Origin of the sequence: Labrys methylaminiphilus subsp. lupini (assembly GCF_051161885.1) — a bacterium.
Taxonomy (GTDB): domain Bacteria; phylum Pseudomonadota; class Alphaproteobacteria; order Rhizobiales; family Labraceae; genus Labrys.
This window is the reverse complement of the sequence record NZ_JBMDIH010000001.1, coordinates 4,407,862-4,422,895: the sequence shown is the minus strand read 5'-3', so window position 1 is coordinate 4,422,895 and position 15,034 is coordinate 4,407,862. Positions and strand designations below refer to the sequence as shown.

The 15,034-nt window shown below is 64.7% G+C and carries 15 protein-coding genes and 1 tRNA gene; 9 read left to right on the top strand and 7 right to left on the bottom strand.

Annotated features, from left to right (window positions below):
- Positions 1 to 129: 129 nt before the first annotated feature.
- From grpE to ACN6KF_RS20820, 3 genes are all read right to left on the bottom strand, one after another.
- Entirely contained in the window at positions 130 to 780 is a 651-nt protein-coding gene (gene grpE, locus ACN6KF_RS20830) for a nucleotide exchange factor GrpE (protein WP_434958681.1), read from the bottom strand.
- A gap of 98 nt (positions 781 to 878) precedes the next feature.
- Positions 879 to 1,502, bottom strand: a complete 624-nt coding sequence (gene cmk / locus ACN6KF_RS20825) for a (d)CMP kinase (protein ID WP_434958680.1) — start codon at positions 1,500 to 1,502, stop codon at positions 879 to 881.
- Positions 1,503 to 1,523: 21 nt separating this feature from the next.
- Positions 1,524 to 2,330, bottom strand: coding sequence for a 3-phosphoshikimate 1-carboxyvinyltransferase (locus ACN6KF_RS20820; RefSeq protein WP_434958679.1), 807 nt, complete (start codon positions 2,328 to 2,330; stop codon positions 1,524 to 1,526).
- A gap of 270 nt (positions 2,331 to 2,600) precedes the next feature.
- Between ACN6KF_RS20820 and ACN6KF_RS20815 the strand changes: the two genes are divergently transcribed.
- The 4 genes from ACN6KF_RS20815 to ACN6KF_RS20800 all read left to right on the top strand — a co-directional run bounded on the left by ACN6KF_RS20815 (position 2,601) and on the right by ACN6KF_RS20800 (position 4,458).
- The gene (locus ACN6KF_RS20815; RefSeq protein ID WP_434958678.1) at positions 2,601 to 2,996 is read left to right on the top strand and encodes a TIGR02300 family protein; all 396 of its coding nucleotides are present in this window, start codon (positions 2,601 to 2,603) and stop codon (positions 2,994 to 2,996) included.
- A gap of 186 nt (positions 2,997 to 3,182) precedes the next feature.
- A tRNA-Ala gene (locus ACN6KF_RS20810) sits at positions 3,183 to 3,258 on the top strand.
- A gap of 294 nt (positions 3,259 to 3,552) precedes the next feature.
- Positions 3,553 to 3,846, top strand: a complete 294-nt coding sequence (locus tag ACN6KF_RS20805; protein WP_434958677.1) for a hypothetical protein — start codon at positions 3,553 to 3,555, stop codon at positions 3,844 to 3,846.
- 354 nt (positions 3,847 to 4,200) lie between these two features.
- Entirely contained in the window at positions 4,201 to 4,458 is a 258-nt protein-coding gene (locus tag ACN6KF_RS20800) for a GlsB/YeaQ/YmgE family stress response membrane protein (RefSeq protein WP_434958676.1), read from the top strand.
- 176 nt (positions 4,459 to 4,634) lie between these two features.
- Here ACN6KF_RS20800 and ACN6KF_RS20795 read toward each other — a convergent pair whose 3' ends face one another.
- From ACN6KF_RS20795 to ACN6KF_RS20780, 4 genes are all read right to left on the bottom strand, one after another.
- Positions 4,635 to 5,582: a tagatose kinase gene (locus ACN6KF_RS20795; protein WP_434958675.1), complete on the bottom strand. Its 948-nt coding sequence runs from the start codon at positions 5,580 to 5,582 to the stop codon at positions 4,635 to 4,637.
- A gap of 36 nt (positions 5,583 to 5,618) precedes the next feature.
- Entirely contained in the window at positions 5,619 to 6,845 is a 1,227-nt protein-coding gene (locus ACN6KF_RS20790; protein WP_434958674.1) for an ROK family transcriptional regulator, read from the bottom strand.
- Between the two features lie 302 nt (positions 6,846 to 7,147).
- The gene (locus tag ACN6KF_RS20785) at positions 7,148 to 8,032 is read right to left on the bottom strand and encodes a sugar phosphate isomerase/epimerase family protein (protein ID WP_434958673.1); all 885 of its coding nucleotides are present in this window, start codon (positions 8,030 to 8,032) and stop codon (positions 7,148 to 7,150) included.
- A 139-nt stretch (positions 8,033 to 8,171) separates the two neighbouring features.
- Entirely contained in the window at positions 8,172 to 9,047 is an 876-nt protein-coding gene (locus ACN6KF_RS20780; RefSeq protein WP_434958672.1) for a LysR family transcriptional regulator, read from the bottom strand.
- A gap of 175 nt (positions 9,048 to 9,222) precedes the next feature.
- On the opposite strand from ACN6KF_RS20780, the gene metB reads away from it, so the two are divergent.
- The 5 genes from metB to ACN6KF_RS20755 all read left to right on the top strand — a co-directional run bounded on the left by metB (position 9,223) and on the right by ACN6KF_RS20755 (position 14,963).
- Complete coding sequence (gene metB, locus ACN6KF_RS20775; RefSeq protein WP_434958671.1) at positions 9,223 to 10,416, top strand: cystathionine gamma-synthase; 1,194 nt, start codon at positions 9,223 to 9,225, stop codon at positions 10,414 to 10,416.
- 31 nt (positions 10,417 to 10,447) lie between these two features.
- A complete protein-coding gene (locus tag ACN6KF_RS20770; RefSeq protein WP_434958670.1) occupies positions 10,448 to 11,146 on the top strand; it encodes a 5-formyltetrahydrofolate cyclo-ligase in 699 nt (232 codons plus the stop codon).
- 266 nt (positions 11,147 to 11,412) lie between these two features.
- The gene (gene cysD / locus ACN6KF_RS20765) at positions 11,413 to 12,321 is read left to right on the top strand and encodes a sulfate adenylyltransferase subunit CysD (RefSeq protein ID WP_434958669.1); all 909 of its coding nucleotides are present in this window, start codon (positions 11,413 to 11,415) and stop codon (positions 12,319 to 12,321) included.
- A complete protein-coding gene (gene cysN / locus ACN6KF_RS20760; protein WP_434958668.1) occupies positions 12,321 to 14,240 on the top strand; it encodes a sulfate adenylyltransferase subunit CysN in 1,920 nt (639 codons plus the stop codon). Before cysD ends, cysN begins: the two co-directional genes overlap by 1 nt.
- A gap of 297 nt (positions 14,241 to 14,537) precedes the next feature.
- Positions 14,538 to 14,963 (top strand): DUF805 domain-containing protein, encoded by a 426-nt coding sequence (locus ACN6KF_RS20755; RefSeq protein WP_434958667.1) that lies wholly within the window; start codon positions 14,538 to 14,540, stop codon positions 14,961 to 14,963.
- Positions 14,964 to 15,034: the final 71 nt, after the last annotated feature.

Below are 15,034 nucleotides of genomic sequence, written 5' to 3'. Positions count from 1 at the left end.
TGAAAATACGCGACGTTTGTCATTGCCGGGCTTGACCCGGCAATCCCGGCTAGTTCTTCGGAGAGCCAAGCATCTGGATGCCCGGGTCAAGCCCGGGCATGACAAAGGTCGGCACTTCCGTCGTTACGATCAGGCCTGCTTTTCGGCCTCGGCGGCCTGTTTCGGGCCGCCGCGGGCGACGCCGACCATGGCCGGGCGCAGCACGCGCGTGCCGATCGAATAGCCGACCTGCACCACCTGGGCCACAGTGCCGTTGGGCACGGAGGGATCGGGCACCTCGAACATGGCCTGGTGGAAATTGGGGTCGAAGCGCTCGCCCTTCGGGTCGAGCTTCTTGACGCCGTGCTTTTCCAGCGAGCGCAGCATTTCCTTTTCGGTGAGCTCGACGCCTTCCATCAAAGCCTTGACGGCCTCGTCGGTCTCGCGTGCCCCGGCGGGTACGCTGGCCAAAGCGCGCTCCATATTGTCAGCCACGCCAAGCATGTCGCCCGCGAACTTCGCGATGGCGTATTGGCGTGCATCGTTGAGCTCGCGCTCGCCGCGGCGGCGGACATTCTCGACCTCGGCCAAGGTGCGCAGCAGGCGATCCTTCAGCTCGGCATTTTCGGCCTGCAGCCTGGCAAGGACCTCGAATGCTTCGTCATTCACGGCGGTCTGGTCGGCGCCGGCCTGTTCGCCACCAACCTGGCCCGTGCTGTCCGCCGTCGGCGCCGCCGGGGCGGCCGACTCGGCCGCAGTGCGGGTCTCGGCTTTGGCTTCGGGTTTGGTCTTGTTGGTCATTTCACCTTTTCCAACTCATGTTCGGCCGGGATATCAGCGTCCTGGCCGATAAAATCAAGGGTTGATGCAGCGGACGGCCTCAAACCGCCCGTTTTGTTTCAGTGCCGGTGCCGCTCGACCAGCGCCAGAGCGGCGGCGAAGGCGCTCTCGACGTCGAGGGCGGTGGTGTCGAGCACATGGGCGTCGGGCGCCGGCTTCAGGGGGGCATCGGCACGCCCGGCGTCACGCGCGTCGCGCTTGCGGATATCGGCGAGGACGGCTTCGAAGGGGGGAGCATCGCCGCGCTTTTCCAGTTCGAGATGGCGGCGCTTCGCCCGGATCTCGGCATCGGCGGTCACGAAGATCTTCACCTCGGCGCCGGGGGCGACGACCGTGCCGATGTCGCGCCCATCGAGTACGGCGCCGCCGCGCTGATGGGCGAAGCGTCGCTGCAGGTCGAGCAGAGCCTTGCGCACTTTGGGATGGGCGGCGACCACGGAGGCCGCTTCGCCCATTTCGCGCCCGCGTAGCCGGCTCTCGTCGAAACTGGCGACGTCGAGCCCGTCCGCGATCTCGGCGGTGGCGTCCGCATCCTCGAGGTCGAGGCCTTCGTCGAGCGCCGCCCGCCCGACGGCGCGATAGAGCAGGCCGGTATCGAGATGAGGCAGGCCGAGATGCGCGGCCAGGCGCTTGGCCAGGGTTCCCTTTCCGGACGCGGCGGGACCATCAATGGCAATGATCATAATGGGGCACCAGATTACACATCAGGGGGAGGAAGGCGGGATTTTCGCCGGCAGGGTTACGACCGCGGGCCGGAGCGTGGGGCGGCCCTGCAGCACGATACGGCGTCCGGTGCCCTCGGGTGATATCGCGACATCGGCCCCGAACAGCCGGAGCAGATGCGCAGCATCGTCAGGCGATCTGAAGCTCGAGACAGCCTCGCTTGTCGCTTGCGGCGCGATGACGGCGGTCTCACCGGGCGCATTGAGGCCGGCCAGCAGCACCGCCGCACTCACCAGGTTCGGGGGCACCGGCGAGGAGGCGCCGCTATCGGGCACGTGCCAGAGGATCGGCACAGGATCGACCGCGCCGCGCAAGGTCAGGGGCAGGCGCACACCCTCGGCGGCGGCAACGATCTCGGCACCCATCCGCGTCAAAGGCGTCAATACAGGCATCATCGGGCAGGTCCGCAGCGTGGCGTCGCCATCGAGGGTAGCCGTGATGCCATGGCTGGCAATGACGCCCATCATCAGCACCGCACCTGCCAGCGACCCGCCGAAATCTAGGCTGCCCTCCGGCGAAAGCAGGCCGCCGACGCCGACACCACGGATACACCAGGCGGCATCGCCACCCCGTTCGATTGCGGCGCCGAGCCTGCGACAGGCCTCCGCCATCGCCACGACGTCACGACTTCCCACCAGGCCCTCGATGCGTGTCTCACCCACGCTGAGCAGCGCCAGAATCAGGGCGAGCAGGCCGATGCTTTCCTCGCCCTCGGCCTTGTTTCTGTCGGCCGCCCCGGAGGACCGGCGCGCGGAAGGCGAAGCGGTCTGGGAGGGCGATGCGAGCAAGAGGCGGCTCCGAAGCGATGGAAGGGGTCTACGGCAAGGACGAATGCCGATGGCGGGATTCTCACTCCTGCATGGCGCACCCGGCAGGTTCGGTCCGGCCACACGCCCTAGCATGGATGGCCCGAGGGGGCAAAGCCGGCGGTGCCAGGAAATCTTGATTCAAGCCCTTGCCAGATCGCGAAAAAACGCCATCTTTGCGATTCTCATTGACAGGGACGCTTCTAGTCTGTAGCGGCCTCGCACTTCGATTTCCGACATAAGGTATACGCCGTGGCCAGACCCGAACTTGGCACGAAACGCGTCTGTCCGACGACTGGGCGCAAATTCTACGATCTCAACAAGGATCCGATCATCTCGCCCTATACCGGCCAGGTGGTCGTCATCGCCGCAGCGCCCCTGCTGCGTGGTCGTCCCGAGGCGGTTGCGCCGCGAGTCGACCAGACCGAGGAAGACACCGATCTCGATCCCGCAGCGGACGCCGAACTGATCAGCCTCGAGGAGGCCGATGACGAGGCGAGCGCCGCCAAGACGGTGGTCGGCGACGACGATATCGACGTCGAAGACGATCCGGTGGCCGACGATACCTTCCTCGAGGAAGATGAGGACGAGAACGACGATGTCACCGATCTGATCGGCGACGGCATCGAGGATGACGAGGAAAGCTGAGGCTCGCAGCGGGCCTCGCCGGAGACGCGGAGCCAGCATGGAGCCGCGTCTTTTTCCCAATCGGAAGATTTTCCAAATTTTCTTCGCAAGACGTCTTGCATCGGGCCGCGAAACGTGACAAACGAGCGGCCCGTCGGCGGTGACGCCGAGGGACACCGAAGCAGCTCCCAGGCTGCTTTGAAAAGTGGGGTCATAGCTCAGCTGGGAGAGCGCTACAATGGCATTGTAGAGGTCGGCGGTTCGATCCCGCCTGGCTCCACCACTTCCTCCCAAGCTTCAACGATGAGAAGCTTGGTTCCACCAAGCCCGCTGGCACGTAAGCGGGCTTTTTTATTGCCCGACGCGAGCCGTTCGAAGGATTGCATTGCCTCCATCCGGGCGAGCGCCTAGAGTTCGATGGCGTTCCGTTCGGTTATCTCGCATGCCGGTGGATCATCGCAGTTCGACTGCAGCTTGCCGAGCCCGCCTGGTCCTGTGTTTCGCAGGCGATAGCCTAGGTGGCCGGGATCGGCGAAGATGACCGAGGCAAGAGATGCCAAGCAAAGGGAGATAAAGCATGCGCTTTTCACTCAAGGCCTTGTTCGCTGTCGTCATGATGCTCGGCGGACTGGCTGTCACCTCGACGCCGTCTTCGGCCCTGCCGGTGGCACCGGTCGAGCGGGCGGCCCCCATGGCGAATGCCCTGGAAGGCTCGGCCCAGGTTCAGCAGGCGCAGTATTACTACTACCGCCGCCACTATCGGCCGCGCTACTACCGGCCCTACCGGTATTATCGCCCCTATCGGCGCTATTATCGGCCGCGCTACTATTACCGGCCCTATTACCACCGCCGCTACTATTACGGCTACTGAGCCCGCTAGGCTTCATAGTCGGGAGGCCCGCTGGCCGGGCCTCCTGGTTGGCTGCCGTGCGTCGGCATCCCCTAGCAGAGCTTTCCGACGAGGCCCGCGGATGAGCCTCGTCGGAAAGCTCCGAAAATAGCCGGTATCTTGCGGATTCCTTTCGATCGTGCCTGTGGCTTGATCGAAAGGAATCCACTTCGGCTGGCATGGAACCATGGGCTGATCCACGCGTTCTCCACCCTGGGACCAGCAAGGGTTCCGTTTCGATGTCAAAGCGCCTTGCGATCCGGAGGACAGTCGCCCATCGCGGGCAATAGCCTTCCAAGGGCGTGTTTGGCGTCAGGCCTGACAGAGGGGTGCAGCATGGATAATCCGCAGGTGGGTTGGATCGGAGCCATCATTATCGGCGGGCTGGCGGGTTGGCTGGCCGAGATGTTCATGAAGAGCAATATGGGCCTCCTCATGAACATCATCCTCGGCATCATCGGCGCAGCTGTCGCCAATTTGGTGCTGGGCATGTTCGGCGTGGTGCTTGGCGGCTGGGTTGGCTACCTCATTGCCGGATTCATCGGCGCCTGTGTGCTGATTGCGCTCGGAAGAATGCTGAAACGATCCGCCTGACAAAACGACGGCCGGCGCTGTGCCGCCACGGGCTTGCCCGATGGGCGGGCACGGCCCGGCTAGAGAACGCTGCTGGAGAACCTGGCCGGGCCGCGGCAGGGCGAGAGAGGCTCCATGCAGGGCTAGGCTATCCCCGCCTTGCGACAGTTTTGTAACAAAGGTGGGACTTCCCTGCTTCAGGCGTTGGCGGCCTGGGCGATGAAGCGGTCGAGTTCGGCGAAGTCCGCGCTCCCTTCCATCGGCCCTTGCACGGTCACGGTATGGGCGCCTGCGGCATTGGCATAGTGCAGCGCCTCCGCCACGGACTTGCCGAACCGGCGCGCCACCAGAAACGTCGCGCCAAAGCAGTCGCCGGCGCCTGTCGGATCGATCTCGGTCACCGCGAAGCCCGGCATGTCAGTGCGGCTGTCGCGATTGAAATGGCTGGCGCCGCCGGCGCCACGCTTCAGCACGATCTCCTTGACGCCCGCCGCCAGCAGGCTCGCGACCGCCTTGTCCTCGTCGGTCTCGCCGGAGAACAGCGACAATTCCTCGCCGGAGGGCAGGAAGAGATCGGTTGCGGCCAGCACGGTATGGAAAACAGCCTTACTGCCGTCGCGCAACGTCTCGCGCCGGATATTGGGGTCGAAGGAGACGGTACCGCCCCGCGCCTTGAGCCCCGGCAGGGTCTTCAGGATCATCTCGGCGACGGCTGGGACCGGCAGACCCGATCCCATGACGTGGAGATGGCCGGCCTCGGCGAGCACCGCTTCGGCTTCGGGCGTGGCGGCGATACGCCCGGCGGCGCTGTCGCGCATATTGTAGACGAAGGCACGGCCGCCGTCCGGCCGGTAGCGCACGAAGGCGCTGCCGGTTGCCGCTCCCGCATGCACGGCCACGGCGGAGACGTCGACACCATCGCGATCGAGGCGCTGGAGGTTCAGCGTACCGAAATCATCGTCGCCCACGGCCGAGACGATCGCGGCGGGGTGGCCGAGCTTGCCGACCTGATCGATGAAAATCGCCGGCGCGCCGCTCGGGAAGGGGCCGACCAATGGTTGCGGCTCCAGAAAGCCGTTGCCGGTGGTGGTGGCCATGATCTCTACCAGGATTTCGCCAATGGTGACGATCTTGCCTGCAAGCATGGATGATTCCTCGATATCTGAGAAAGGGGAACAGGATCAGCTCTGGAACAGCGTGATCGGTTGTTCGCTGGCATAGATCGCGCTCTCGTCGATGGAGAACATGCGCTGATGCATCAGGAGGGCGCCGCCGAGGGCAGGGCCCTCGACGCCGAGGCCGGAAACCTCGATGCGCGGCATCGGAAAACCCTCGAGCAGTTCGCGCTGCATGGCCTGGGCGACCTCGGCCGCGACATGGCTGAAGACCGGCGCGACAGAGCCGCCGAGAATGATCAGGCCAGGATTGAGCACGCTGGTAACCTGGATCAAACCGGCGGCGAGCCGCTCGCCCCACACCCGCGCGGTCGTGATCGCCGCACTTTCCCCGAGGGTGAGGCCTTGCAGCAGCCTGTCGAGATCGGCCTCGCCGCCCTGGGTGCGGTAGAAGCCGAGGATGGCGTCCTTGCCGATATAGCTTTCCAGATGGCCCGGCTTGGAGCGGCCGGCCTGGATGGTGTCGCCGCCGAGCACGATCTGGCCGAACTCGCCGGCAAAGCCGGCGGAGCCGCGCAGCAGCCTGCCGCCGATGACGATGCCGCCGCCGGCACCGTTCTCGATCAGCAGGAAGGCGACGGTCTCGGAGCGATGCGCAGTGTCGCGGTAGGTCTCGGCGATGGCAAAGGCATTGGCGTCGTTTTCGATCGAGATGACGGGATCGAGGGAGGGGCAGCGCCGCTTCAGCCTGTCGGTGATCATCGTCTTCAGCTTCACGTCGCGCCAGCCGAGCATCAGCCCGTTGATCACCGTGCCATCCGAGGCGAGCAGGGCCGGCAGGGTCACGCACAGGCCACGCAGGCGCTCGGGGCGGTCGAGGCTCTCGACGGCCTCGGCGATCAGCGCCACCATGCGGTCGGTGCCGGCCTCCGGGGTTTCCTGATAGGTCGGGAACGGCAGGGTGAGGCGCAGGATCTCCTGTGCCAGCATGTCGATGATGACGACGGTGAGCCGATCGACGCCGATCTCGGCGCCGAGAAAGCTGGCGCCGGCCGGATCGATCTGTACCCGGATGCCGGGGCGGCCGGTCCTGCCGGCATTCTCGCCGCGCGGCTCGTCGCGGCGCTCGACAGCAAGGCCCTCCGTCATCAGGTCGGTGATGATGTTGCCGGTGGTCGAACGGTTGAGGCCGAGTGCCCGGGCGAGGTCGGCCCGGCTCATGCCCGCGTCGCGGAACAGGGCATTGAGGGCCCTGATTTCATTGAGATGACGGACGGTTTGCGGCGTTGCCAAAATGGGGAGGTCCGCTAAGGCGTTTTGCGACGAGACGGAATCGTCGAGAATCGCAAAGGCGCATCCAAACAGGGAACTGGAGCAAACAGCGTTCAGCCGCGAACGCTGTTTGCTCCAGGATGGGAAAGGGAGACTACAGCGTCTTGCGGTCCGATGGAATCGGCAAACCGCGTAAAGGCGCGTCGAAACAAGGCGTTAGAATATCGTCACCCCGGTCTGTTCCATGAATGGACCGGAATGCAGTTCGCACCCCGGGCGGGCGTGCAAGTGGGCTGTGTTCCAGGTCGCATTCCAAGTCGCGTTCACGGCGTGCGCGCCGTCTCGGCCTTGCGCCGGGCTTCGGCATAGCGATCGTCGATGAAGGCCTTGGCGCGGCGGGCCAGCTCGACATTATCCGTCCAGGTATTGCGCCAGATCGCGCAGATGATCGAGAGATCTTCGTCGACCACCTCGGAGGAAAAGCTCTCGAAGGTCACCCAATCCTGGTAGCCGCTGGCAACAAGGGCGTCGAAAATGGCGGAGAAGTTGATCACGCCCGAGCCGAGATAGCCGCGATTGCTCTCGCCGATGTGGAAATAGCCGAGCTTGTCGCCGGCGAGCCGGATGGCCTGAGCGGGGTCTGCTTCCTCGATGTTCATGTGGAAGGTGTCGAGGTGCAGGAAGATGTTGTCCGAACCGGTATCCTTGATGAAGGCGAGGCCCTGTGCGGTGGTGTTGAGCAGGTTGGTCTCGAAGCGGTTGACGATTTCCAGGTTGAGGCTGACGCCGGCTTGCTTGGCCTTGTCGGCCAGGCGGGACAGCGTGGCCACGCTGTTGTCCCAGCCCTTGCGCGTGGGCAGGCTGCGATATTTGGTGTGCGCCGAGAAGATGATGCCGCCGAGCTTGTGCCCGCCGAGATCGCGCGTGATGGCGACCGCATCCGACAGGATCTCCTCGCCCCGGCGCACCACGGCGGCGTCCTCGCTGGAAATGTCGCCTTCCAGCGGCAGGCCCATGGTGACGGTGACGGCGAGATCATAGTCCCTGAGGCGCCGAGCCAGCCAGGACACATCGAATTTGCTGGGATCGAGGCGGGGAAATTCGATCAGCTTGTAGCCGAGGCGATGCGACTTCTCCATCGCGCCTTCGAGATCCTGCTGCGTGGTGCCGCCTGTCCACACGAAGGAATGGATACCGAGTCTGTCCATGGTGATTCCTGCCCTGTTGCGCCGGCTGGAACCCATCCGGGACAAGCCGGCCTTATCATGCTTCTTTTCTGTTATTTTGTTGTGAGTAGCAGCAAACTAAATCTCGTTCAAGCAGGACCGGTCGAGACGAGCGATGATTCTATCCATCGGCGATGATGCCGAGCCCCGGCCGCTCGGCGCGCGCGGCGACGAAACGCAACCCCTCCCGCGCGCGGTGGAGGGCCGGATTGTCGCGTCGGGCGGTAGAGAGGGCATAGATCGAGTGTGAGAAGGCTGGCGCCCCTTTCACCAAGTGCAGGCGTCCATCGGCCAGCAAGGGGGTGACGGCGCCGGCCCGGAAATAACCCGAACCGCCGACGGTGAGGATATGGGTCAGCGCCAGGGGGCCGAGCGAGATTGTAACGGGTGCAGCGGCGAGATCGGGAAAGGCGGCGCGGTGGTTGATCGCGAAGGCCGGTCCCCAATCGACCTGGACATAGCTGTCGCGACGCACCTGTGCATTTGGGGAGGTCGTCACCAGCACCAGTTGTTCCTCCACCACCAGTTCGGCGACGACATCCTGATATTGCGGTGGATTGTAGAGCGTGACGAGGTCGAGCGATCCTTCCCTGACGCGCTCGATCAGCCGGGAGGGCGTATCGACTTCGACTCGCAGGGCGACGCGCGGGCATTCGCGATGCATCCAGCCCAGCCAGTCGGCGAGGAGGGGATGCCAGAGGCTGAGTTCGCCGCCCAGGCTGATGCCTTCTTCCCGCCCGGGCGGCAGCGCCACCTCCTGCCGGGCGCGTTCCCAGACCTGCACCAGGGCGGTGGCGGGCCCGACAAAGCGCTCGCCGGCCTGCGTGAGCCGCGCCCCGGCCTTGTTGCGGACGAACAGGCGGCGACCGATCTGCTGTTCGAGGGCTCGAATGCGCGCGCTGACGGCCGTCTGGGTCAGATTGAGACGCTCGGCGGCAGCGGCGAAGCTGCCATTCTGCGCGATTTCCAGAAAGGTCCGTGCCAGCCCGATATCCATGAAAATCAGATTATGGATTTTGCATTGAACTGCAATAACAATGCGTTTGTCTGAGTTCATTGCCAATGCCACAACTCAAGGAGGCCCGATGACGGCGGCGCGAATCCGCCGCTCGGCGGGTCGCCGGTCTGGAGTCGCTGCCGGCCGACGATGCGGTGATATCGAGTGAAATGGCATGACGGACGACAGGTCTCCCGAAACGATTGCGGCAAGCAACGGCATGGCGGCCGACAAGGCCTTCCGCGCGGTGGCTCCGCCGCTTTATCTCGCCAGTTCCTACGCCTTTGGCGGCTTCGAGCAGGCCGGGACCTATGAATATGGGCGTACGCGCAATCCGACGCGCGACCAGCTTGCCGACACGCTGGCGGCGCTGGAAGGCGGGGCCGCAGCGATCGTGGTCGCCAGCGGCATGGCGGCGGTCGATTTGGTGGCCTCGCGCCTCAATCCGGGCGAGACCGTCCTGGCGCCGCATGACTGCTATGGCGGCACGCAGCGGCTCCTCGCCATGCGGGCTGCCAAGGGCCAGTTCAATCTCACCCTGGTCGACCAGACCGATGAGAACGCGCTCGATGCCGCTTTGGCCCGGCGCCCGGCCCTGGTGCTGGTGGAGAGCCCCAGCAATCCCTTGATGCGCGTCGTCGACATCGCCGCCATCGCCGGCAAGGCCCGCAAGGTGGGAGCAGCGCTTGCCGTCGACAACACCTTCCTGTCACCGGCACTGCAGAAACCGATCGCGCTTGGCGCTGATTTCGTCATCCATTCCACCACCAAATATCTGAACGGCCATTCCGACGTGATCGGCGGCGCGGTGGTGGCCGCCAGGGCCGGGGATGTCACGGAGCTGGCTTCCTGGGCCAACCTCACCGGTGTCACCGGCTCGCCCTTCGACGCCTATCAGACGCTGCGCGGCATCCGCACCTTGTTCCCCCGTATCGAACACCAGCAGCGATCGGCGGGCGCGATCGCTGCTTTCCTGGCCGGCCATGAGGGTGTCGCCGCCGTGCATTATCCCGGCCTGCCCGATCATCCCGGCCACGAAATCGCACGGCGGCAGCAGGCCGGTTTCGGTGCCATGCTCAGCTTCGAGATCGCCGGTGGCCCCGCGGCCGTCAGGCGCTTCGTCGAGGCCGTTAGGGTCTTCACCCTAGCCGAGTCACTGGGTGGTGTCGAAAGCCTGGTTGCCCACCCCGCTACCATGACCCATCTCGGCATGGGTGAGGCCGCGCGGGAGGCCGCGGGAATCAAGGACAGCCTGCTGCGGCTTTCGGTGGGGCTGGAGGGCGAGGCCGATCTGCTGGCCGACCTTGCGCAGGCGTTGGCGGCGGCGGATGATCGCGGCTCTGGCCAGTTGCGGGCCATCGGCAGATGATTGCCGCCGTTTCGATCAGGGAACCGATATCATGACAAATGCCGATCGTGACGATTCCGACGAGACCCCCAGGGCTTTCGCCTCACCCGCGTGCTTTGCGCATGAAGCCGACAATGATCAACTCGATGCCGCCGTGCAAATGCAGGCGGAGCGCCGGGCAGAGATCATGGCCTGGCGCAAAAGCGAGCGGGCTCGTCTGATCGCCGAACGGCTGGCCATGTCGGCCGATCTCAGGGCCGAAAAGACCCGGGCGATCGCCGAGCGTCTCGATGGTGTCGTCGGCGATGTCGCCGGGCGGGTGGTGAGCTTCTACTGGCCCCTGCGGGGCGAGCCCAATCTACGCGACTGGGCCGAAGCGCTGGCCGCGCGGGGCGCAGTCACGGCTCTGCCGCTGGTGGTGGAAAGGAACGCGCCGCTGGTGTTCCGGACGTGGCGACAGGGAGAGAAACTGGTCAAGGGCTTCTGGAACATCCCGGTGCCCGAGGGCGGGCGCAAGGTGGTGCCCGACATCTGTCTGGCTCCGGTGGTCGGCCACGACGCCAGAGGCTTCCGGCTCGGCTATGGCGGCGGCTATTTCGACCGCACGCTGGCAGGGCTGTCCTCTAGCGTGGTGGCTGTTGGCGTCGGCTATGCCGAAGCCGCTATCCGCACCATCCATCCCCTCGCCCACGATATTCCGCTCGACGCCATCGTCACGGATGACAGTGTCCGGCGCTATCCCAGCGATTGAGACAAAAGAGACCTCGTCGCTCGTCGAGGTCGAATGCGCTCTATGCCCCAATGATGGTGGCAAGTGCCGGTCCCTCTTTGCCGCTCAATTCTCCTGCAGATCCTGAACCGCCCGAACCAGGGCGTTGTGCAGAGCTGCCCGCGGTGACATGCTGGGCTGCCACCTATTCTCCGCGCAAGAAACGCACTTGCGCCGGCAGCCCTGACATTCTATGTAAAATGCCCTAATTACACATTTTCCAATGTGAAAAGGGCCCATAGGCGCCAATGTCCCGCACCCTGTCTCCTCATCTCAAGCGGCTCGAAGCCGAGTCGATCGGGATCATCCGCGAAGTCGCGGCCGAATTCGCCAATCCGGTGATGCTCTATTCCATCGGCAAGGATTCGGGGGTGATGCTGCATCTGGCCCTGAAGGCGTTCTATCCCTCGAAGCTGCCGTTCCCGCTGCTCCATGTCGACACGACCTGGAAGTTCAAGGACATGATCTCGTTCCGCGACGAGATCGCCAAGCGCTACGGGCTCGACCTGATCGTGCATGTCAACCAGGACGGCGTCGAGCGGGGCATCAACCCGATCACCTCCGGCTCCTCCCTGCACACGCAGGTGATGAAGACGGAGGGCCTGCGCCAGGCCCTCGACAAATACAAGTTCGACGCGGCCTTCGGCGGCGCGCGCCGCGACGAGGAGAAGAGCCGCGCCAAGGAGCGCATCTTCTCCTTCCGCACCGCCAACCACACCTGGGACCCGCGCAACCAGCGTCCGGAATTGTGGTCGCTCTACAACACCAAGATCCGGCAGGGCGAATCGATCCGCGTCTTCCCGCTGTCGAACTGGACCGAGCTCGACATCTGGCAATATATCCTGGAAGAGGACATTCCGATCGTGCCGCTCTACCTCGCCAAGGAGCGCCCGGTGGTGTTTCGGTCGGGCACCATGCTGATGGTCGATGACGAGCGCCTGCCGCTGGAGCCCGGCGAGGTCCCTCAGATGCGCCGCGTCCGCTTCCGCACGCTCGGCTGCTATCCCTTGTCCGGCGCCATCGATTCCGAGGCGACATCGGTCGCCGACATCGTGCGCGAGATGCTGACCGCCCGCACCTCCGAGCGCCAGGGCCGCCTGATCGACAATGACGAGTCGGCCTCGATGGAAAAGAAGAAGCGCGAGGGCTATTTCTGATGAACGCTGCCGCTCCCCAGGCCGAGCTTTCGCTCGCCGAAATGCTCAAGCCCCGCGAAAAGGGGCTGCTGCGCTTCCTCACCTGCGGCTCGGTCGATGACGGCAAGTCGACCCTGATTGGCCGGCTGCTCTATGATTCCAAGCTGATCTTCGAGGACCAGCTCGCCACGCTGGAGAAGGATTCCAAGCGCCACGGCACCACGGGCGAGGACATCGACTTCGCCCTCCTGGTCGACGGGCTGGAGGCCGAACGCGAGCAGGGCATCACCATCGACGTCGCCTATCGCTTCTTCTCGACCGCCAAGCGCTCCTTCATCGTGGCTGACACCCCCGGCCACGAGCAATATACCCGCAACATGGCGACCGGCGCCTCCACCGCTGACCTTGCCGTGCTGATGATCGATGCCCGCAAGGGCGTGCTGGTGCAGACCAAGCGCCATGCCACCATCTGCTCGCTGCTCGGCATCCGCCACATCGTGGTCGCGGTCAACAAGATCGACCTGGTGGATTATGATCGTATCGTCTTCGAGAAGATCGTTCACGATATCCTGGCCTTCACCGCCAATCTCGATTTCACCTCGGTAACCCTGATCCCGATCTCGGCGCGTTTCGGCGAAAACGTCTCGATGCGCTCGACCAATATGGACTGGTATCACGGCCCGATCCTGATCGAGCATCTGGAGACGATCGACGTCGCTTCCGATGCCGCCAAGAAGCCCTTCCGCTTCCCAGTGCAATGGGTGAACCGTCCCAATCTCGATTTCCGTGGCTTTTCCGGCACGGTTGCCTCCGGCTCCATCCGTCCAGGCGACAGCGTGACGGTCGCGGCGTCGGGCAAGACCTCGGTGGTGACGCGCATCGTCACCCAGGATGGCGATTACGAGGAAGCCGTTGCCGGCGATGCGGTCACCCTCACGCTCGCCGACGAGATCGATGCCGCGCGGGGCGACGTGTTCTCCCGTGCCACCGAACGGCCCGATGTCACCGACCAGTTCGCCGCCCATCTGATCTGGATGTCCGAGGACGCCCTGCTGCCGGGGCGCTCCTACATGCTGCGCCTGGGCACCAAATTCGTGCCGGCCACCGTCACCTCGATCAAGCACAAGATTGACGTCAACACCCAGGAGCACCTGGCCGCCCGTACGCTTCAGCTCAACGAGATCGGCGTCGTCAATGTGGCGACCGGCGTGCCGGTGGCTGTTGACGCCTATGTCGACAACCGCGAGACCGGCGCCTTCATCCTGATCGACCGCGCCACCAACCAGACCGCGGCGGCCGGCATGATCGATTTCGCCCTGCGCCGGGCCACTAATATCCATCGCCACTCGCTCACCATCGACAAGCTGGCTCGCTCGGCCCTCAAGCATCAGAAGGCGGCGATCGTCTGGTTCACCGGTCTGTCGGGCTCGGGCAAGTCGACCATCGCCAATCTGGTCGAGGCCGAGCTCGCCCATGCCGGCCATCACACCATGCTGCTCGACGGTGACAATGTCCGCCATGGCCTCAACCGTGATCTCGGTTTCACGGACGCGGACCGGGTCGAGAACATCCGCCGCGTCGGCGAGGTCGCCAAGCTGTTCGTCGAGAGCGGCACCATCGTGCTGTGTTCCTTCATCTCGCCCTTCGAGGCGGAACGCGCCCTTGTCCGCTCGCTGGTCGAGGCCGGCGAGTTCGTCGAGGTCTTCGTCGATACCCCGATCGAGGATTGCATCAAGCGCGATCCGAAAGGGCTCTATGCCAAGGCTCTTGCCGGCGAGATCAAGCACTTCACCGGCGTCAGCAGCCCCTATGAACGGCCAGAGAATGCCGATATCGTGCTGCAGACCGTCGGCGAAACGCCCAAGGCCCTGGCCGAAGCCGTGGTGAAGGCCCTGCGCGAGCGCGGCCTGCTCGACCACCAGGACGATTGGGGGCTGTAGCGGCGCCAATGAGGGCGCCCAAGGCTCTGTAGCGCCCCGGCTTCAGTGTCGCGGGTTGGGTTCGCCCATTGCCGGCCGGAAGGGCCCGACGTAGGTTGAAGACAGGGCGCAGGGCCGATTTCGGCGCTCGGTCGCAATCTCCGCCGGCTTTCCATGACGTGGACTGGGGTTTTCATGCTCAGGATGGGCGCCGCATTGGCGAAGCTGTTGGGGTGCCGCGTCGGCGACGCGAATGTCGGGCCGCTGGAAAGTCCCGGCAAGCCCTTACCGGGTGATTGGTGCTGAGGGCGGAGTGGGATGGGCAACCTATTTTCCTTCAAGGGCCGTATCGGTCGGCACGCCTACCTTCTCGCCACGGTGCCTCTCGCCTTCGTCTATCTGGTCTGGGTCGCCTGGTGGCTGTTCACGGCGGCGAATTTCCCCGACGAAGGTCCCGCTCGCGTTTTCCGCATGAGCGCGGTCGGCTGGTTCGTCTGCGCCTGGCCCTATCTCGCCGCCGGCTTCAAGCGCTGCCACGATCGCGGCAAATCGGGGCTGTGGTATGTCGGTTGGACGGTGGGCTGTCTCGCCTTCTGGGCTGCGGCGATCTTCGTGCAACCCTGGCTGGCCTGGCTGGGCAATCTCATCGCGTTGTGGACGCTGGTCGAGATGGGCTTCGTCAAGGGGACGCCAGGACCCAATCGCTTCGGTCCACCTGCTGAGGAATGGCCCCCGAAAACATAGATCGTCGCGATTTGACGGAATTGCCGTCGGGCAGCCGGGGCGCCGAAATTCACATCCACTTCGAGTTGCGG